The sequence below is a fragment of the Mycolicibacterium nivoides genome (assembly GCF_003855255.1).
Taxonomy (GTDB): Bacteria; Actinomycetota; Actinomycetes; order Mycobacteriales; family Mycobacteriaceae; genus Mycobacterium; species Mycobacterium nivoides.
Window position 1 is genome coordinate 4,800,302 of record NZ_CP034072.1, and the last position, 19,018, is coordinate 4,819,319.

Below are 19,018 nucleotides of genomic sequence, written 5' to 3' on the forward strand. Positions count from 1 at the left end.
GTCACGGCTGCATACTTTCGAAGAGAAACTCAGCGCTTGCTGAAAATCGTGCGGTGCCACTCTTTTTCGGCCACGCCGGTGATGTCGCTCATCACGTGCTTGATGGTGAGGTATTCCTCGAACGAGTAGTCGCTCATGTCCTTGCCGAATCCCGACGCACCGACGCCGCCGTGCGGCATCTCGCTGATGATCGGGATGTGGTCGTTGACCCACACGCACCCGGCGTTGATCTCCCGCGAGGCGCGCTGTGCCCGGTATACGTCCCGCGTCCAGGCCGAGGCGGCCAGGCCGTAGACCGTGTCGTTGGCCTGCCGGATCGCGTCGTCGTCGTCGGCGAAGGCCCGCACCGTCAGCACCGGACCGAAGACCTCGTCGCGGTACACCTCGGAGGTCTCGGCGACATCGGCGATCAAGGTGGGCCGGTAGAACGCGCCGGGCAGATCGGGAATCACGCCACCGGTGACCACGCGGCCGCCCTGCTCGGGCGCCCGGGCCACCATGGCGGCCACCTTGTCGCGGTGCGCGAACGAGATCAGCGGGCCCAGGTCGGTGTCGGGATCGTGCGGATCGCCGACGACGATCTTGCTCATCACCTCGGCGACGCCGGCGACGAAGTCGTCGTAGAGGTCGCGCGCCACGATCGCCCTGGTGGCGGCGGTGCAGTCCTGGCCAGTGTTGATCAGGGCACCGGCCACGGCGCCCTGGATGGCGGCGTCCAGATCGGCGTCGTCGAACACCACGAACGGGGCCTTGCCGCCCAGCTCGAGCTGAGTGCGGTGTCCGTGTACCGCGGCGGCGGCCATCACCTTGCGGCCCACCGCGGTGGAGCCGGTGAAGGTCACGACATCGACGTCGCGGTGTCCGGCCAGCGCGGTGCCGACGTCGGCGCCACCACCGGTGACGACGTTGAACACACCGTCGGGCAGGCCGGCCTCGGTGGCCAGCCGCGCCAGGGTGAGGGTGGTCAGCGGGGTGATCTCGGCGGGCTTGATGACGACGGAACAGCCGGCGGCCAAGGCCGGAATGACCTTCCACACCGCCATCTGCAGCGGATAGTTCCACGGCGTGATGGTCGCGACGACGCCGACGGCCTCTCGCCGGATGCTCGAAGTGTGATCACCGGAGTACTCGGCGGTGGCCTTGCCCTCCAGGTGCCGTGCCGCGCCGGCGAAGAAGTCGATGTTGTCGACGCTGCCGGGGACATCGAATTCGGTGGCCAGGCGCACCGGCTTGCCGGTCTGGCTCACCTCTTCGGCGACCAGCTGGTCGGCGTGCTCATCAGCCAGCTTGGCCAGCTTGGCCAGTACCGCCGACCGCTCGGCCGGCGTCGCCCTCGACCAGGCGGGGAACGCCTTGCGGGCGGCATCGACGGCGTTGTCCACGTCCGCCGGAGTGGCCAGCGCGTAGTCGGCGACAGGCCGGCCGGTGGCGGGGTCGATGATTTGATGGGTAGCCCCGGCCGTCGCCACAGGTGCACCGTTGATCCAGCTGCTCGTCACATTCACTGCCACGCTCATGGAGCCCCACGGTAACCGATGGGCGATCCGATCTCTACGCAATCCCGCGCTTAGCCCGGGTTCAAACGAGGGATTTCATCGATTCGGTTGCCCTAAACGACGAATTCCGTGCACAATCGGTGCATGACCAACCCTGATGGTCCCGACCTTCAGGCCGTGCCGCTGCGCGTGAACAATTCTCGCACCGCCTTTCAACTCGATGAACTGTCGAAGGCGATCATCGAGAAGCTGCAGGCCGACGGCCGCCGTTCGTATGCCGGAATCGGCAAGGCCGTTGGCCTGTCCGAGGCCGCGGTGCGCCAGCGCGTCCAGCGCATGGTCGACGCCGGCGTCATGCAGATCGTCGCGGTGACCGATCCGCTGCAACTCGGGTTCGCCCGGCAGGCGATGATCGGCATCCGCTGCACCGGCGACACCCTCAAGTTGGCAGAGAAACTGTCCGCCATCGAGGCCGTGGACTACGTCGTGCTGACGGCCGGGTCCTTCGACGCCATCTGCGAGGTGGTCTGCGAGGACGACGACAGCCTGCTGGAACTTCTCAACACCCAGATCCGATCATTGCCGGGAGTGATAACCACCGAAACCCTCGTTTATCTGAAACTCGTCAAACAGCAATACAATTGGGGAACTCGATGAGCATCACCGAAAAGTCCGATCTAGGAACCAAAGCCAACCGCCACCTGTGGGGGCACTTCGCCCGCCACGGGGAGGGCATCACCCCGCCGATCATCACCCGCGGCGAGGGCGTCCACATCTTCGACGACAAGGGCAAGAGCTACATCGACGGCCTGTCCGGCCTCTTTGTCGTCCAGGTCGGCCACGGCCGCAAGGAACTTGCCGAGGCCGCGGCCAAGCAGGCCGAGAAGCTGTCCTTCTTCCCGCTGTGGTCCTACGCCACCCCGCCGGCCATCGAACTGGCCGAGCGCGTCGCCAACTATGCACCGGGTGACCTGAACCGGGTCTTCTTCACCACCGGCGGCGGCGAGGCAGTCGAGAGCGCATGGAAACTGGCCAAGCAGTACTTCAAGCTCACCGGAAAACCCGGTAAGCACAAGGTGGTTTCGCGTGCCATCGCCTACCACGGCACGCCGCAGGGCGCGTTGGCGATCACCGGAATCCCGGCGTTCAAGGCTCCGTTCGAGCCGCTGACCCCCGGCGGCTTCCGGGCACCGAACACCAACTTCTACCGGGCGCCTGCCGAATACGCGCACGACGAAAAGGTTTTCGGCCGCTACTGCGCCGACCGCATCGCCGAGGCCATCGAGTTCGAGGGCCCCGACACCGTGGCCGCGGTGTTCCTCGAGCCCGTGCAGAACGCCGGTGGCTGCTTCCCGCCGCCGCCCGGATACTTCGAGCGAGTCCGCGAGATCTGCGACGAGTACGACGTACTGCTGGTGTCCGACGAGGTGATCTGCGCGTACGGCCGCATCGGTTCGATGTTCGCATGCGACGATTTCGGCTATGTACCGGACATCATCACCAGCGCCAAGGGCCTGACGTCGGGCTACTCACCGCTGGGCGCGATGGTGGCCAGCGACCGGCTGTTCGAGCCGTTCAACGACGGCAAGACGACCTTCGGGCACGGCTACACCTTTGGCGGACACCCGGTTTCGGCCGCGGTGGCGATGGCCAACCTCGACATCTTCGAGCGCGAGGGCATCAACGCCCACGTCAAGGAAGCCGCTCCGGCGTTCCGGGCAACCTTGGAGAAGCTGTACGACCTGCCGATCGTCGGCGATGTCCGCGGTGAGGGCTTCTTCTACGGAATCGAGCTCGTCAAGGACAAGGCCACCAAGGAGACGTTCAACGACGAAGAGTCCGAACGGCTGCTGCGCGGGTTCCTCACCCCGGCACTGTGGGAGGCCGGCTTGTACTGCCGCGCCGACGACCGTGGCGACCCAGTGATCCAGCTGGCGCCGCCGCTGATCAGCGGCCAGGCCGAGTTCGACGCGATCTACGAGATCCTGCACGGCGTGCTGTCCGAAGCCGGAAAGCTGCTGTAACTCTGGCCTGAAGTCGCTCGAGTCTGCGGTGAGATCGCACTTTGTCGCCAAATGACGATCTCACCGCAGTCTCGGTACGAGAATGACCGGATGCCGCGCAAGCCCCCCATCGATCCGGTCCGTTGGACTCCACCTCCCATCGACCCGCTGCCCGACTTCGGTCCCGCCGAGCTGACCATCGTGCCGATGCCCGGGGAAGGACCCGAGGACGTCGTCGCGGATGCAGCCGGACAGCTGTGGACCGGACTGGTGGACGGGCGAATCGTGCGCGTCTCCCCCGACGGCGCCGCTACAGTCGTCGCCGATACGGGTGGACGCCCGCTCGGCATGCACGTCGCGCGCGACGGAAGGGTCCTGATCTGCGACAGCCTCCGCGGGCTGCTGGCGCTGGACGCGACCACCGGCACGATAACGACGCTTGTCGAGTCAGTCGATGGCAGGAAGCTGAAGTTCTGTTCGAATGTCACCGAAACATCAGACGGCACAATTTATTTCACCGAGTCGACAAGCCACTTTCAGTTCGAGCATTTCTCCGGAGCCATCATGGAGGCCCGCGGGCGGGGCGGCCTGTTCCGGCTGAGTGTCGATGGATCCGTCACCACGCTGCTGGACGGCCTGTACTTCGCCAACGGCCTGACCGTCACCGCTGACGAATCAGCGTTGGTGTTCGCCGAGACCCAGGGCCGCCGGCTGTCGAAGTACTGGCTGGGCGGGCCGCAGGCCGGCACCGCCACTCCGCTGGCAGTACACCTGCCGGGTTACCCGGACAACATCTCCACCGGTGCCGACGGCCGGATCTGGGTCGCGATGGTCTCCCCGCCGAACGCCGCGGCCGAATGGCTCGCGCCCCGGGCGCCGGTGATCCGAAAACTCCTGTGGCATCTGCCTGACCGGCTCCAGCCCAAGATCCGGCCGCAGGTGTGGGTCCTGGCTTTCGACGCCGACTCCGGGGCCGTGGTCGCGGGTGTACAGATGACGCATCCGAACTTCGGCACGGTCACCGGGGTGGTCGAATCCGCGGGCAAGCTCTGGATGTCGACGATCGCATTCCCGGCACTCGCCTACACCGAACTCGCCGCCCTGACTTAGTGCGTCGCGGCGCAGCCACTCTTCAAAGCATGGCTGACACGTCGGGCGCCGTCTCCCAATGCGGTCATCTGCTCCCGATTCAGCGGTGCGAGGTAGAACTGTCGCACCAGCATGGCGTACGTGCGCATCGCCGGGCGTAGGCACTCCTGACCGTGCCGGGTGATCCCCACGACGACGCCTCGCCCGTCTTCGCGGCTGCGAAACCTGCGGACCAGACCGCGTTCCTCCAGCCGACGGACCTGCCACGTCAGCCGGCTCGGCGCGAGAACCAGAGCATCGGCCAGAGCGCCCATTCGCACACGTCGGCGCGCGTTCTCGTTAAGGAGATTGAGTAGCTGCACATCGGGAACCGCGAGACTGTGCCTGGCGACGAGAGCGGCGTTGATCTCCCGGTAGAGCAACTCGGCGGACTCACCAAAGTTCCCCCAGTGCCGCCACTCTTCATCAGTGGCATTCAGTACTCCTCGAGAGTTTGGCGATTCAACTGCCAGCATCGACTCGAACTGCTCCTTTGCCCGGGGCCGCCGCCCCGGCGACCGCTGGGAAGATCACAGCCCAGCCAGAAATATCGGTCTATGCAGAATGGGACAGCCCGGTTGCGTCTTACACTGCCGATCCATGGACGTGCCGTTGGTCCGGACCCGGATCACCCAACTCGAGGACTTACGCAATGCGGTCAACGACGCCGGGCTGAGCGCGTTCCAGATGTCGCGTGAACCGCCGCGCGGCAGTCTGATTCATGCCGCCGACGGTGGAATCGCGTTCAGTTCCGGCCGCTTCGACAGCCGGGTACAGATCCGTGGGCCGTTGTCTGCCGATGGCGTCTCCATCGCCGTCGGCCTGCGGATTCCACCCAGGAACCGGCTGCTGTTGCGGGAAATCGACTCGGGCATCGTCACGATGTTTCGCCCCGGCGATGAGCACGAGGCCTTTCACGACGTCGACTCGCTCTACGCCGTCGTCACCCTGCGCGAGGAAACCCTTGAAAGCGAAGCCGAACGATATGGACTCAGCCTCTCCCCCAACGCTTTCCGGAGCACCGGTATCCACCCGCAACCCCTGGCGCGGACACATCTCGCCGCCATCTCGGCCCACCTGGCTCGCGTGCACCGTGACGGCGACCACGCGCAGCTCGGCTCGGCGGCACTGGCCGACATCGTCGCGGCATTCATCGGTCACTTCGCGCGGCAACCGGCGCCGCTGCCCGCTTTCTCGCTGCGGCAACGTCAGAGAATCGTCGAGGTGACCCGGGCATACATCGACCGGAACCTCGACAAACGTCTCGACATCGAAGGCCTCGCACGGCTCGCCGGGATCTCCCGTCGCACCCTCGCCCGGTCATTCCACGAAACCCTGGGTGAGTCGCCGCAGTCCTACATCGCACGGATGCGCCTGCATCGCATCCGGTCCGATCTCCTCGCCGGCAGTGATCCGGAAGCCACGATCGCCGACGTATCCAACAGGTGGGGCATCAGCGAACTTGGTCGCATGTCCGCCCGATACCGCAGCCTGTTCGGCGAGCTGCCGTCACAAACCCGGATGCGCGGCTCGCGCTGACAAGGCGCCGATTCCCCACTGGAACGGGTTGCAGTTCTGGCCTATAGCAAGGCTCCCGTAGCACCATATTTGAATCTTGAAGGTCTGTTCGCGTTGCTGTAGCGGCGCTAGCAGGACAGTATCTCCAGTTCAGAAAGCATATGAGCACATAGACGTGCGTCGCGATTTGAATTGAACTTTCTCCGACATCGCAGCCTAGAGCCTCTCGTTCCGCTACTTTTCTGGTCGTTCAGCCACGTTCCAGGAAGGATCTCATCGATGCAATTGGCGTTACGGCCATTCACGACGGCCGGTGTAGCACTCGTGGGGGCTGGCGTCATCGCCGTGTCACCGCTTGCGCCACCACCCGCGACAACGTCTACCCATATGTACACGGCGCCGGTCACACTCTCGGCGTCCGCTTCCTTCGTCGACCCGATCGCGTACTGGGGCGACGTACTCGAACTCACGGGCACCAAACTGTCGGCCATCTTCAACGAGGCCTCGGCAAGTCCATTTCCAGGTTTGAGTCAGGTCATCGAAAACCAGACGCGATACGCGAACACGATCGGCACCGCGCTAGCCACTACTGCTCAAAAACTGGAGGTGTATTTCACTTCTGATGCAGTAGGCGATTTCAATTGGGCCACCGCACAGGCCTGGGAGCTGCTAGCGCAAGGTGACGTAGCAGGAGCCACCTCCGCAATCAGCGGCAGCATTACTCGCCTCGGCGTCGCCGCGTACCCATTGCTCCCTATGCTGGCAATTCCCTATCAGATGGGCCAGAACGCGGCGAACATCCTGAAGGCGCTGTCACAGCAAGGTAGTGACTACGGCATCACAGCGAAAGTCGGCTTCGGCCTGCTTGGCGCGGCGCAGCAGGCGGCAGGTGCACTCGCGAACACCGTCCAAACTGTCATCGACGCCACCGAGACTGGCGATCCAATCTCGATCGCCAGCGCGATCGTCAATTCGCCCGCGCAATTCACTGATACTTGGCTGAACGGGCCGGTGATTGTCCTGCCAAACGGGAAGAAGGTGAGGGGAGCAGGATTTTTGAACCTCAGCAGTTACCAGTACGGCCTCAACTGGAATCCTATTAGCGCGCTGATCTTTGTGCCGCGGGCGATCGCTGCGGCGATAACCCCACCGTCGACGGCTCCTGCCACAACCGCCCAGCTCGATAGCTCTTCTGCTACAAGCAAAGTGAAGGTGCCCGCAGAATCGTCAACCGCCGAAGATGCGTCGGCGGCGCATCTGGCCGTTGCGGCTGAGGCCTCATCAACACCAGCGTCCGATCCATCGCCGGCCACCGAGTCGGACACCAGTGCCGCGGCCAACGTCAGTTCTCAAGACGCGACCGAGCTATCGGACGGCACCAAGGCTGGGCCCTCCGGGACCGGCGCCATCGCGTTGCGCCAGGGCCAGAAGCTGAAGGCCTCGCTGAAGAACGCGGCCGGTCAGGCCGAAAAGGGTCGCAACGGGGTGCGCAGCGACCTCGAGAAGACCATCAAGAAGGTCACCGACCGACTCTCGAAGGTCGGCAAGAATAAGCAAGCTGGCGTCACCAGCAGCAGTACCGACTCGTCCAAGAACAAAGACAAAACCGGCAGCGACGACTGAGACGCTCAAAGTACCGGTGACGGGACTTCCTCCGTGTCGGGGGACGCCGGGTAACCGGCAAGCATTCGGGCCCCATCCTCCGGTGGGGCCCGAATGTCTTCTCAGGCCACGTTCTGGCGCACGCTCAATCGTCACCTCTGTCTCGCCAGGGCGAATCGGAGGATTCCCATTTGTCACACAAACCACACACGTCACAGCGTGGCAAACCGGAAATCGGGCGACAATCGCCTAACCTTCGGACACGATGGCGACCTTGCGGAGGACTACCCGGCGCGCCGTGTCAGCGTTCGCGGCACTGGCGATGGTGACGGCACCCCTGATGACAGCCGGTGTGGCCAATGCCGACCCGGCACCCGAGTGCCCCTACAAGGTGACAACCCCGCCGGCCGTCGACGCCTCCGAAGCACCCAAGCCCGGCGAGGTCGCACCCGGCCCGCTACCTGTGCCCACCAAGACGATTGGTGGCGAGGCGCTTTCGGGTTGCGGCGTGATCACCGCGGCGAACACCCCGCCGCTGCCCAATGATGTCTCCGCCGAGGCCTGGCTGGTCGCCGACCTGGACACCGGTGACATCATCGCCGCCAAGGACCCGCACGGCCGCCACCGCCCGGCCAGCATCATCAAGGTGCTCGTGGCCACCGCCGCACTCAACGAACTGAACCTCAACAAGTTGGTCGCGGGCACCCAGGACGACGCCAACTCCGAGGGCACCCGCGTCGGCGTCGGCCCCGGTGGCCGATACACGATCAACGATCTGCTGCACGGACTGCTAATGCACTCCGGCAACGACGCCGCGCACGCACTCGCGGTCCAGCTGGGCGGGATGGACCCCGCACTGCAGAAGCTGAACATCTTGGCGGGCAAGCTCGGTGGCCGCGACACCCGCGCCGCCACCCCATCGGGCCTGGACGGCCCCGGCATGAGCACCTCGGCGTACGACATCGGGCTGTTCTACCGATACGCCTGGCAGAACCCCGCATTCGCCGACATCGTGGCGACCCAGACCTACGACTTCCCCGGGCGCGACGGCAATCCGTCCTATCCGGTGGAGAACGACAACAAGCTGCTCTACAACTATCCGGGCGCGATGGGCGGCAAGACCGGATACACCGATGACGCGGGCCAGACCTTCGTCGGTGCCGCCAACCGTGACGGCCGGCGCCTGGTTGCCATCCTGATGAAGGGCACGCGAGTGCCGATCGCTCCGTGGGAGCAGGCGGCGCACCTGCTCGACTACGGGTTCGCGACCCCACCGGGAACCAAAGTCGGAACCCTCGTCGACCCCGATCCGTCATTGATCACGCCCAAGGCCGACGAGCCGACCGCGGCTCAGGCGGCCTCGGTGCTGCCGCCGGCCGATTCACTGCCGGTGCGGGTCGGTGTGGCCGTCGTCGGTGCCGTGATCGTGTTCCTGTTGATCATGGGTGCGCGGTCGCTGAATCGCCGGCCCGCTCGCTGATCAGCACCTCCCGATAGGCCTCCAACCAGCCGGTATGCGCCGGCTCAGGGCTCCCCCTTGCCGATGTCTGACCGATCGGTCTAATCTCAGACCATGCGGTCAGAGCGGACGAAGACGTTTACCGAACAGGCTCGCCGTCGGCAGATTGTTGAGGGCGCCCTGGAGGTGATCGCCGAACAGGGCTATCCACAGGCGTCGCTGGCGCGCATCGCCGAACACATCGGCATCGCGAAAAGCGCTGTGTTGTATCACTTCACCAACAAGTCCGAAGTGGTCGAGGCGGTCTTCACAGAGATCTTCACCCTTGGCGCCGCGGTGATCGTCCCAGCGGTCGACGCCGAAACCACCGCAGCGGCAAAGCTGTCCGCCTACATCCGGGCCAACATCGCGTTCGTCGTAGCCAACCGGTCGGCGGCCGTGGCGATGCTCGAACTCATCTCCGGATACCGCGACGCGGACGGATTGCGGGTCGACCAGGCCGCGGCCAAGGCCGTCCAGGAGAATCCGCCGACCGGAGACCTGGCCGCTCTCGACCCGCAGAGCATCTTCGCCGCCGGGGTGGAAGCCGGTGAGTTCCGGGAACTCTCACCGCTGTTCATGAAGAACATCCTGCGCGGCGCGCTGGACAGCGCAGCCCAGGAGTACGCCCGCGACCCCGGCTACGACGTCGTCGCCCACGGCGAAGTGCTCGTCGACATCTTCGAGAAGGCCACCGCGCCGTGACCACCATCGTCATCGCGGCCTTCGGCACCCGCGGGGACGTCGCCCCATACACGGGTCTGGCGCAGAAGCTCGCCCAGCAGGGTTATCGCGTCGCCGTCGCCGCCCAGGAGCCGTACCGGGAACTGGTGTCCGGCTGCGGAATTGAATTCCGCTCACTGCCCGGGGATACCGAACGCGCGACCAAAGCCTCACCGGTCGCGCAGGCGTTCGTCGACGGCGCCAGGATGCGGCCGTCCCGGGAAATGCTCGACGAGATGCGCGAGGATCTGCGCCGGCTGGGCCGTGGCCTGATCGAGGCAGCGAAAGACGCTGACCTGCTACTGCTCCCGTCCGTCGCGGCGCTCCTCGGATACCACGTCGCCGAAGGACTCGGCATCCCCAGCGCAGGGGTGTTGCTACAGCCGACCGCACCCACCGGCGACTTCCTGCCGTCGGTGCTCAGCGCGCGATCGCTCGGCCGCTGGGGCAACCGCGTCATCGGCCGGTTGGGCGCGCTCGGCGAGAAGCCGCACCTGGCGCTGATCAACGAGCTACGCACCGAACTCGGGCTGCGCCCGACCACGTTGGCGGGGTATCAAAGCAGACGCGCAGCCACCTGGCCCATCCTGCACGGGTTCAGTGAGCACGTGGTGCCGCGGCCCGCGGACTGGCCGGCGCACTTGCAGGTCACCGGCTATTGGTGGCCGTCGGAGCCCGACAATTGGTCGCCGCCTGCGCAACTGGTCGACTTTCTGCAATCCGGTCCGCCACCGGTGTTCGTCGGTCTCGGCAGCACGGCAACGGCGCGGGGACCCGAGCTGTCCGACACCATCAGCTCAGCGCTGCGTGCCACCGGCACGAGGGCGGTGGTGCAGAGCGGCTGGGCCGGGCTGCACTGCACCGGCGACGACGTGCTCATGGTCGACGAGCTTCCGCATTCATGGCTGTTTCCCCGGGTCGCGGCGGTCGTGCACCACTGCGGTGCGGGCACCACCGCCGCGACGCTCCGGGCCGGTGTCCCGTCCATACCCGTCACCGGAATCATGGATCAACCGTTCTGGGCGAAGCGCCTGCGACTCCTGGGCGTCGCACCTGCCGCCCTTCCGCGCGCCAACGTGACCGCCCTCGAACTCGCCACCGCCCTGCGCGAAGTGTGCGGCGATCCGTCGTATCAGGCACGCGCTCAACAGCTCTCGACACTGCTCGCCGGCGAGGACGGAGCGGGGTCGGCAGCGCACCGCATCACCGAACTGCTCGATCGATCACAGGAGGTACACCATGGCCAGTGACGCACTGATGGGTAACGCCCTGCTGGCCGGGGCAATCGTGCTGGCCGGCGGAGCAATCGGCGCCGGCATCGGCGACGGGCTCGCCGGCTCGCAGTTCATCGCCGGTGTGGCGCGCCAGCCGGAAGCCCAAGCGCGCTTGTACACACCGTTTTTCATCACGGTGAGCCTCGTGGAGGCGACGTTCTTCATCAACATCGCGTTCATGGCGTTGTTCGTCTTCGCCACCCCAGGCGGATAGATGGCGACCATCGCGATCATCGCCATCGGCAGCCACGGCGATGTGGCACCGCTGACCGGGGTCGGTGCGCGATTGCAGCGAGCCGGGCATCGCGTGATCGTGGTGGCGTATCAGGCATTCGCCGAACTCGTCACCGGAAGCGGGCTGGAGTTTCGCGGACTGGCCGACGAACTCGACGGCAACTCAGCCGCTCTGTCGGACGTGTCAGCACGCCAAGCCGCCAAGGCCATGGCGGCATTCCTCTCACCACGCGGCATGCGAGTGCTGGGCGATCGCGTGCTGGCCGCCGTCCGTGACGAACCGGTGGACGCGCTGCTGCTGTCACCGTTCGCGGAGCTGGCCGGCCATCCGCTGGCCGACGCGCTCGCCGTTCCCGGCATCGGCGTTCGGTTGCAGCCTTTCTCGGCGACCGCCGACTATCCACCAGCCGTGCTGGGAGCCTGGTCCGCCGGGCGGTTCGGGAACAGGGCAGCCGCGCGGATCGGCGCGACCACGATCGACGGGCTGTATGGCAGGGCAGTCAACCACTTTCGTGCGCAACTCGGCCTCCCGACCGCCCCGGCCCGGGTGTTGCGACGCCGGCGCACTGATGCTGGTTGGCCGATTCTGTACGGGTACTCGCCCACGATCCTGCCCCGGCCGGCCGATTGGCGGCCAGGTATCGACGTCGTCGGGTACTGGTGGCCGGAGCGCGCGACCGGATGGCAACCGCCCACCGAGCTCGTGGACTTCCTCGACGCCGGCCCGCCACCGATCGTCATCGGCTTCGGCAGCACGGTCAACAGCCGCGCCCAGGCCCAGCAGCTGTCCACGCTTGTCGCACAGGCGATTCGGCGCGCGGGCGCGCGAGCGGTGATCCAGTCCGGCTGGGCGGGGCTCGACTTCGGCGGGGACGACGCGATCGCGGTCGGCGAGGTGCCCCACGACTGGCTGTTCGCGCAGGCGGCGGCCGTTGTGCACCACTGCGGTGCGGGCACTGCCGCGGCCGGACTACGTGCCGGTGTGCCGGCGATCGCGGCACCAGGCCCCTACGGCGACCAACCGTTCTGGGCGCGAAGGCTGTTCGACCTCGGAGTCAGCCCCCAGCCGATCCCGCAACGTCGACTCAGCGCCGACAACCTCAGTGAAGCGATACGCGATGTGTTGTCAGATAACAGCTTCGGAGACCCGGCGGCGAAGACGGCCGCAGCCATCGCTGCCGAGGACGGTGCGGGCGGGGTTCTCGCAGCCGTTGAGAAGCTGCTCGGCTGAGACTCAGCGAATTCGCGGGTTCGACTGACAAAGAATTGCCACTCAAGTTAAATACATCCCGGTCCTGCCAATCCGCCGCCGCTCTCGGCGGGTTGGCAGGCTCACCCATGCCAGCGCCCGAGTAGCTGGTCGGCCCCGTCGGACAGCGATCGGACGATCTCGGCCGCCCCGGCCGGCGTGCGCACCAGCCCCACACCCTGCCCCGCATTGACCGGCGATCCGCGCAGCACGCGCTCGGGGATGGTCTCCGGCCAACGATATCCGGCCGCGACGTCGTATTCGGTGGTCAGCTCGGTCGCCTCCCCCTCGGCGGCCAGTAGGGCGTCGCGCGCCGGCCCGGGCGTCAGCGCCTCGGCGCATGCGGCGAAGGCTGTGCCGACCCAGGCGGCGCCCGCCCCGGCGGCCAGCACTGCAGCGACCGCCCGGGGCGAGGAGATTCCGCCGGCCGCGAGCACGGGAACATCGACGGCGTCGAGCACCTCGGCCAGCAGCGGCAGCGTGCCCATCGCCGGCTCACCGTGGCCGCCGCCTTCGGCTCCGCGTGCCACCAGCACATCGACGCCGGCATCGACCGCGCGTCGGGCCGCGTCGACCGTGGCCACCTGGGTCGTCACCGTCAGGCCCGCATCGTGTGCCCGGCGCACCCAATCCCAGTCCTGCCCGAAACTCACGCTGAGCAACGCGGGCCTGGCGGCCAGCGCGACGTCGAACAGATCCGGCCGATCCTGGGCGACCCAGTGCACCAGGCCAATTCCGAATCGCCGCGCATCGAGCTGCGCCAGTTCGGCGGTCAACTGCTCGGCTGTCGCCGAACTGCCCATCCCGACCATGCCCAGGCCGCCGGCGGCCGAGACCGCGGACGCCAGCCGGCCTCCGGCCGCGCCGCCCATCGGCGCGTTGACGATGGGGACATCGATGCCGATCGACCGCGACCAGGTGGTTGCCAAGCTCACAGCCTGCAATGTTACGTCGTTGTTACAATAGGGATCGCCAGCACATGGCACCGGACGAGGCGCACCCGTACCCGGCCAGCGAAAAGACGGGGTGTTTGGAGGTGTGCCATGGCCTGGTTGATTCTCGTCATCTCAGGTGTCCTCGAAGCCGTATGGGCGACCGCCCTGAGCAAGACCGAGGGCTTCACCCGCCTGGTTCCGTCAGTCGTGTTCTTCGTGGCCCTTGCGTTCTCGATGGTTGGACTGGCCATCGCGATGCGCAGCCTGCCCCCTGGCACCAGCTACGCGATATGGGTGGGCATCGGCGCGGTGCTCACCGTCGGCTACGCAATGATCACCGGCGCCGAATCCGCTTCGGTGATCAAGGTGGTACTCATGCTCGGCGTCGTCGGCTGCATCGTCGGCCTGAAGGCCGTCAGCCACTAACGCCGCAGTAACCGCGAAAGCCCGAGAGCACCAATGGCTCCCATGGCGGCCGCGGCCAAAGCGCCGGACACCCCGATCCCCTCGTGGACCTGCACCCTGGTGACGATCTGCGCGGGGTTCGGTGGTGGCACGGGCGCCTCGGCCAGGCTCTCCGTGGACGTCGCCGCCCAGGCAGTCGCGAACAAGATCAGCCGCGCGGTGACGTAGGCGAACACCATCAGGCCCAGCACCGGGCCGAATGTCGCGCCCGCGGGCCCGCCCAGCACGGACTGCAGGTAGATCGACGCTACCTGCTTGAAGATCTCGAAGCCCACGGCGGCCAGGAGGCCGGCCCGGATCGACCGGCGGAAGGGCACCGGCTCGCGCGGCAATCGGGAGATGATCCAGCTGAACAGGAGCCACGAGATCGAGACCGAGACGACGATCGATATGACACGCAACCCGCCACCGAGCAGGGCGCCGTCGTGAACACCGAGCCAGCGCAACACCTTCCGCATCAACGCTGGGTCGCCGAGCACGGTCAGCCCGATGGTGATCACCATCGCCAGAAACGCCGACACCAGGGCCAGCAGGTCGGAGAGCTTGTTGCCGACAAAGTTGGACTCGGCGCGTTGCTCCCACATCTGGCTCAGCGCCTCGCGCAGGTTCGCCATCCAGCCCAGGCCGGCCCACGCCGCGGTCGCGAGACCGATCACGCCGACCGTGCCGCGCGAGGCAATGGCCGAGTCCATCAGGGTCACCAGTTGCTGGCCGAGATCACCCGACACCGCTTGCCGAATCCGCTGCTCGATCTCTTCGAGCAGATCGGGCCGCCGCGACAGCAGGAAACCGCCGGCAGCGAAGCCGACCATCAGCAGCGGGAACAGCGCGAAGATGGTGAAATACGTGATCCCAGCGGCATAGAAGTTGCCGTTGCAGTCGTTGTAGCGCTCCTGCGCCCGCATCACATGGTCGAACCAGGGAAAGCGCGCGCGCACACGGTCGAGCAGTCCCGGCTTCTCGGGCTCGTCCACCGCCAACCCCTCCCTGGCGCTTATGGTGTTTGCTGGAGAAACCCTATCCTGTCGTAAACCCGAGCGAGTGTCTTCCCGGCCACCTCCCGGGCGTGTTCCGCCCCTGCGGCCAGAACCGACTGGAGTTCGGCCGGGTCATCCAGCAATTCGTCGACGCGGGTCTTGATCGGCGTGACGAACTCCACCACGGCCTCGGCGGTCTCCTTCTTGAGATCGCCATAGCCACGGCCCGCATAACCTTCGACCAACTTGTCGACGTCGGTACCGGTCACCGCGGACTGGATGGTCAGCAGGTTCGAGATGCCCGGCTTGTTCTCCTGATCGAACCGGATCTCCCGCTCGCTGTCGGTCACCGCCGAGCGGATCTTCTTGGCCGTGGCCTTCGGATCGTCGAGCAGGCTGATCAGCCCGGCGTCACTGGCCGCCGACTTGCTCATCTTCGCAGACGGGTCCTGTAGGTCGTAGATCTTGGCGGTGGCCTTGGGGATCATCGCCTCGGGCACCACGAAGGTGTCCGGGAACCGGGCGTTGAATCGCTGCGCGAGGTCCCGGGCCAACTCCAGGTGCTGGCGCTGATCCTCCCCGACCGGGACCAGATCGGTGTCGTAGAGCAGCACGTCGGCGGCCATCAGCACCGGATAGGTGAACAGACCCACCGTGGTGGCGTCCGCGCCCTGCTTCTGCGACTTGTCCTTGAACTGTGTCATCCGCGATGCCTGACCGAAACCGGTGAAACATCCCAGTACCCAAGCCAATTGGCTGTGCTCGGGCACATGGCTCTGAACGAACACGGTGCTGCGCGTCGGGTCGATGCCCAGCGCCAGGTACTGCGCGGCGGTCACCAGCGTGCGCCGGCGCAGGATTTCGGGGTCCTGCGGCACGGTAATGGCGTGCTGGTCGACGACACAGAAGAACGCCTCGTAACCGTCCTGCAGCTGCGCCCAGTGCGTGACGGCACCCAGGGCATTTCCCAGGTGCAGGGAGTCAGAGGTGGGCTGGGCGCCCGAGAACACGACCTGTTTGCTTCCGCTACTCATGATGATCTGATTTTCGCACTGGCGTCATCCGGATTCTTCGCGGGTCAGCTGCTGCAGCACCCGCAGGAACACTTTCCGGTCGTCCGCAGTCAGCTCACCCAGCCAACGCTCCTCCCCGCGCTGGATGTCGCGCTGGACCGCGTCCTTGACCGCACGCCCCGCATCGGTGATGGCCAGCAGCCTCGCACGGCGGTCGTCGGGGTCGGCCTCGCGCTCGATGAAGCCCTGCTGTTGCAGGTCATCGAGGGTGCGGATGATGCGGGTCTTGTCGGCGCCGATCGCGTCGGCCAGGGCCGCCTGCGTCCGCACCGAGGAGCGGTCCAACGTGAGCAGGACGACGTAGCCCCACATCGACAGGCCATGGGCGTCGAGGACCGGCTGTTCGGCGGCGATCATCTCGCGCAACAACGGGGCGAGCATGGCCGCCAGGTCGGGGCGCTTCGACATTCGATCAGCGTAAGCGTTGCCATATGATGTGCTCGCGCTTATCGTAAGCGTATGCCTACTATTGAAACCGATGTACGCCCCCTGCACCGCGTCGCCGTCCTGCGCTCCGTCGATGTCGTCGACGCTGTCCGCACATCCGACCTGGACCGCCCCACCCCCTGCGCGGGGTGGACGCTGGGCGATCTGCTGGCCCACATGACCGTGCAGCATCGCGGGTTCGCCGCCGCTGCCCGCGGACACGGTTCAGATGAAGCGCACTGGAACGTCGAGACAGTGGCCGACGCCGTGCGTGCCGACCCCGTCGGCACATACACCGCGGCCGCGCACGACGTGCTCGACGCCTTCGCCGCCGACGGGATCACCGAGGCGACGTTCGCCCTACCCGAGTTCGGACCGGATGCGACGTTCCCTGGCGCGCTGGCGATCGGATTCCACCTCGTCGACTACGCGGTGCACGGCTGGGATGTCGCGGCCGCCCTCGGTGCGGCCTACGGATTGCCGGACGACGTCGTCGCCGCCGTCCTCCCGTTGGTGATGGCGATCCCCGACGGCGACTTCCGCGACAGTCCGGCCTCACCGTTCGACCGGGCCGTCAATGCCTCGGGGGCAACAGATTTCGACAAGGTCCTGCTACATCTGGGCCGGCGCCCGGACTGGCGTCAGCCGTAACTGACCGTCACCGGTGAGTGATCCGACCATCGCAGTGCGTACAGCTCGGCCCGATCCACCCATGCGGATGTGGCCCTGCCCGCCAGCGTCGGGCTGGCCAGGTGATAGTCGATGCGCCAACCGGCGTCGTTGTCGAAGGCCTTGCCGCGCCACGACCACCAGCTGTAGGGCCCGGCCACATCGGGATGCAGTACCCGCACCACGTCCACCCAGCCCGTTCCGAGCAGCTCGGTGAGCCACGCCCGTTCGCTGGGCAGGAAGCCGGCCTTCTTGACGTTGCCCTTCCAGTTCTTGATGTCGTTCTCGGTGTGCGCGATGTTCCAGTCACCGCACAGCACCGCGTCGCGACCATGCAGCTCGGCCATCCGCGCGGCGATGGTGGCCATGAACCGTTCCTTCTCCAGCTGCCGGTCCGTCTCGGCCTCCCCGGTCGGGACGTACACGCTGGCCACCGTCACCCCCGCGGTATCCACCTCGAGGTAGCGCCCGTGGGCCTCGAACTCGTCGGAGACCAGCAGCCGCGACGCCTCGATGGGATGCCGGGACAACACCGCAACCCCGTTGCGGCCCTTGACATGCGGTTCGGCCGAGGCGACGTTCCAGCCGTCGGCCAGGGCCGGCGCCAAGGCATCGCTGAGCTGCTCGTCGTCGGCGCGGGTCTCCTGCAGACACACGACGTCGGCCTCGGTTTCCTTGAGCCAGGGCAGCAGGCCGAGATTGTCTGTGGACCGCTGCTTGACCGCGGCGCGAATGCCGTTGACGTTGATGGTGCTGACGGTCAGAGGTCCCGGAGATGCCACGGCCAAGACCCTACCGACCGCCGCCGACACCCACCGACACCCTCTTGCGGTACCGGCGGTATCACCTTAATGTCGGGCGGCATGGCTGAACGTGCTCCCATCCACCTCGGCACCCCCGACGGCGACCCGATCCTGCTGCTGCATCCGTTCCTGTTGTCGCAGAGCGTGTGGAAGTACGTCGCACCGCAGCTCGCGCGGACCGGCCGCTACGACGTGTTCGCCCCGACCATGGCCGGCCATCACGGCGGCGCGCACGCGCCGATGCTCCTCGACGTCGCGACGCTGGCCGACGATGTCGAACGCCGGCTCGACGAGCTCGGCTGGACCACCGCGCACATCGTCGGGAACTCGCTGGGCGGCTGGGTGGCCTTCGAACTGGAACGCCGCGGCCGGGCCCGCACACTGACCGGCATCGCCCCCGCGGGCGGCTGGTCGATGTTCACCCTCGCCAAGTACGAGATCATCGCCAAGTTCATGGCAGCCCTGCCGGTGGTGCTGGCCACCGCGGCATTGCGTCAGAAGGTGCTGAAACTTCCGCTGTCCGAGCAGATCTCATACCTGGCCGTCAGCGCCACACCCGAGGTGCTCAACGCCGGTGACCGCCACGACCTGATCGACGACGTCGCGCACTGCCCCGCGTATTTCAAGCTCATGGTGAAGGCACTGACCACCCCGGGGCTGATGGAGATCGGCGATTCTCACACCCCGACCCAGCTGGTGATCTGCGAGAAGGACCGCGTGCTGCCGGCACCACGATTCACCCGGCACTTCACCAGGAGCCTGGCGCCGGACGCGGTGGTGACCACGCTCAAGGGAGTGGGACACGTCCCGATGTTCGAGGCGCCAGACACCATCACCGGGGTGATCACCGAGTTCGTCGACCGGCACATCGGTCAAACGCGCGCAACGGGGTGATCGACCATGCGCGCGGGACATCCAGTCTGCGCACAGATCGAGAATTCGGGC

The 19,018-nt window shown here is 66.5% G+C and carries 20 protein-coding genes and 1 riboswitch; of the genes, 13 read left to right on the plus strand and 7 right to left on the minus strand.

Annotation, left to right across the window (positions count from 1 at the left end; translation table 11 throughout):
* Positions 1 to 29: 29 nt before the first annotated feature.
* Positions 30 to 1,517, minus strand: a complete 1,488-nt coding sequence (locus EH231_RS23430) for a gamma-aminobutyraldehyde dehydrogenase (protein ID WP_164480995.1) — start codon at positions 1,515 to 1,517, stop codon at positions 30 to 32.
* A 123-nt stretch (positions 1,518 to 1,640) separates the two neighbouring features.
* Between EH231_RS23430 and EH231_RS23440 the strand changes: the two genes are divergently transcribed.
* From EH231_RS23440 to EH231_RS23450, 3 genes are all read left to right on the plus strand, one after another.
* Positions 1,641 to 2,153, plus strand: coding sequence for an Lrp/AsnC family transcriptional regulator (locus tag EH231_RS23440; RefSeq protein ID WP_036440614.1), 513 nt, complete (start codon positions 1,641 to 1,643; stop codon positions 2,151 to 2,153).
* Positions 2,150 to 3,520: an aspartate aminotransferase family protein gene (locus EH231_RS23445; RefSeq protein ID WP_090432471.1), complete on the plus strand. Its 1,371-nt coding sequence runs from the start codon at positions 2,150 to 2,152 to the stop codon at positions 3,518 to 3,520. Before EH231_RS23440 ends, EH231_RS23445 begins: the two co-directional genes overlap by 4 nt.
* Positions 3,521 to 3,610: 90 nt before the next feature.
* On the plus strand, positions 3,611 to 4,609 hold the full coding sequence (locus tag EH231_RS23450) for an SMP-30/gluconolactonase/LRE family protein (protein ID WP_124713448.1): 999 nt from the start codon (positions 3,611 to 3,613) through the stop codon (positions 4,607 to 4,609).
* Here the strand turns inward: EH231_RS23450 and EH231_RS23455 are convergent.
* A complete protein-coding gene (locus EH231_RS23455; RefSeq protein WP_090432468.1) occupies positions 4,606 to 5,103 on the minus strand; it encodes a MarR family winged helix-turn-helix transcriptional regulator in 498 nt (165 codons plus the stop codon). The genes EH231_RS23450 and EH231_RS23455 overlap by 4 nt on opposite strands.
* Positions 5,104 to 5,227: 124 nt before the next feature.
* Here EH231_RS23455 and EH231_RS23460 point away from each other — a divergent pair, with 124 nt between their 5' ends.
* From EH231_RS23460 to EH231_RS23490, 7 genes are all read left to right on the plus strand, one after another.
* Positions 5,228 to 6,166: a helix-turn-helix transcriptional regulator gene (locus EH231_RS23460; protein WP_164480996.1), complete on the plus strand. Its 939-nt coding sequence runs from the start codon at positions 5,228 to 5,230 to the stop codon at positions 6,164 to 6,166.
* Positions 6,167 to 6,532: 366 nt separating this feature from the next.
* Entirely contained in the window at positions 6,533 to 7,768 is a 1,236-nt protein-coding gene (locus tag EH231_RS23465) for a hypothetical protein (protein ID WP_090432464.1), read from the plus strand.
* Positions 7,769 to 8,012: 244 nt separating this feature from the next.
* Positions 8,013 to 9,227 (plus strand): D-alanyl-D-alanine carboxypeptidase family protein, encoded by a 1,215-nt coding sequence (locus EH231_RS23470; RefSeq protein ID WP_090432461.1) that lies wholly within the window; start codon positions 8,013 to 8,015, stop codon positions 9,225 to 9,227.
* A 93-nt stretch (positions 9,228 to 9,320) separates the two neighbouring features.
* On the plus strand, positions 9,321 to 9,950 hold the full coding sequence (locus EH231_RS23475; RefSeq protein WP_090432459.1) for a TetR/AcrR family transcriptional regulator: 630 nt from the start codon (positions 9,321 to 9,323) through the stop codon (positions 9,948 to 9,950).
* Positions 9,947 to 11,218 (plus strand): glycosyltransferase, encoded by a 1,272-nt coding sequence (locus EH231_RS23480; RefSeq protein ID WP_090432457.1) that lies wholly within the window; start codon positions 9,947 to 9,949, stop codon positions 11,216 to 11,218. Before EH231_RS23475 ends, EH231_RS23480 begins: the two co-directional genes overlap by 4 nt.
* Positions 11,208 to 11,456 (plus strand): F0F1 ATP synthase subunit C, encoded by a 249-nt coding sequence (locus EH231_RS23485; RefSeq protein ID WP_039378287.1) that lies wholly within the window; start codon positions 11,208 to 11,210, stop codon positions 11,454 to 11,456. Before EH231_RS23480 ends, EH231_RS23485 begins: the two co-directional genes overlap by 11 nt.
* Positions 11,457 to 12,707, plus strand: coding sequence for a glycosyltransferase (locus EH231_RS23490; RefSeq protein WP_090432455.1), 1,251 nt, complete (start codon positions 11,457 to 11,459; stop codon positions 12,705 to 12,707). It abuts the gene before it with no gap.
* A 101-nt stretch (positions 12,708 to 12,808) separates the two neighbouring features.
* Here the strand turns inward: EH231_RS23490 and EH231_RS23495 are convergent, their stop codons facing one another.
* On the minus strand, positions 12,809 to 13,660 hold the full coding sequence (locus EH231_RS23495; protein ID WP_241177794.1) for a nitronate monooxygenase: 852 nt from the start codon (positions 13,658 to 13,660) through the stop codon (positions 12,809 to 12,811).
* A gap of 31 nt (positions 13,661 to 13,691) precedes the next feature.
* Positions 13,692 to 13,756: riboswitch (guanidine-III (ykkC-III) riboswitch) on the plus strand.
* Between the two features lie 12 nt (positions 13,757 to 13,768).
* Between EH231_RS23495 and EH231_RS23500 the strand changes: the two genes are divergently transcribed.
* Entirely contained in the window at positions 13,769 to 14,086 is a 318-nt protein-coding gene (locus EH231_RS23500; RefSeq protein WP_044516464.1) for a DMT family transporter, read from the plus strand.
* Here the strand turns inward: EH231_RS23500 and yhjD are convergent.
* The 3 genes from yhjD to EH231_RS23515 are packed head-to-tail and all read right to left on the minus strand — an operon-like array spanning position 14,083 to position 16,583.
* Positions 14,083 to 15,099 (minus strand): inner membrane protein YhjD, encoded by a 1,017-nt coding sequence (gene yhjD / locus EH231_RS23505; protein WP_090432450.1) that lies wholly within the window; start codon positions 15,097 to 15,099, stop codon positions 14,083 to 14,085. The two genes, EH231_RS23500 and yhjD, sit on opposite strands and share 4 nt — an antisense overlap.
* A 20-nt stretch (positions 15,100 to 15,119) precedes the next feature.
* Entirely contained in the window at positions 15,120 to 16,136 is a 1,017-nt protein-coding gene (trpS, locus tag EH231_RS23510; RefSeq protein ID WP_090432448.1) for a tryptophan--tRNA ligase, read from the minus strand.
* A gap of 24 nt (positions 16,137 to 16,160) precedes the next feature.
* On the minus strand, positions 16,161 to 16,583 hold the full coding sequence (locus tag EH231_RS23515) for a MarR family winged helix-turn-helix transcriptional regulator (RefSeq protein WP_124713450.1): 423 nt from the start codon (positions 16,581 to 16,583) through the stop codon (positions 16,161 to 16,163).
* 51 nt (positions 16,584 to 16,634) lie between these two features.
* Between EH231_RS23515 and EH231_RS23520 the strand changes: the two genes are divergently transcribed.
* Positions 16,635 to 17,252 (plus strand): TIGR03086 family metal-binding protein, encoded by a 618-nt coding sequence (locus tag EH231_RS23520; RefSeq protein WP_090432444.1) that lies wholly within the window; start codon positions 16,635 to 16,637, stop codon positions 17,250 to 17,252.
* Here EH231_RS23520 and EH231_RS23525 read toward each other — a convergent pair.
* Entirely contained in the window at positions 17,243 to 18,034 is a 792-nt protein-coding gene (locus tag EH231_RS23525) for an exodeoxyribonuclease III (RefSeq protein WP_090432910.1), read from the minus strand. The two genes, EH231_RS23520 and EH231_RS23525, sit on opposite strands and share 10 nt — an antisense overlap.
* Before the next feature lie 99 nt (positions 18,035 to 18,133).
* On the opposite strand from EH231_RS23525, the gene EH231_RS23530 reads away from it, so the two are divergent.
* Positions 18,134 to 18,967 (plus strand): epoxide hydrolase EphH, encoded by an 834-nt coding sequence (locus EH231_RS23530; RefSeq protein ID WP_090432908.1) that lies wholly within the window; start codon positions 18,134 to 18,136, stop codon positions 18,965 to 18,967.
* Positions 18,968 to 19,018 lie beyond the last annotated feature (51 nt).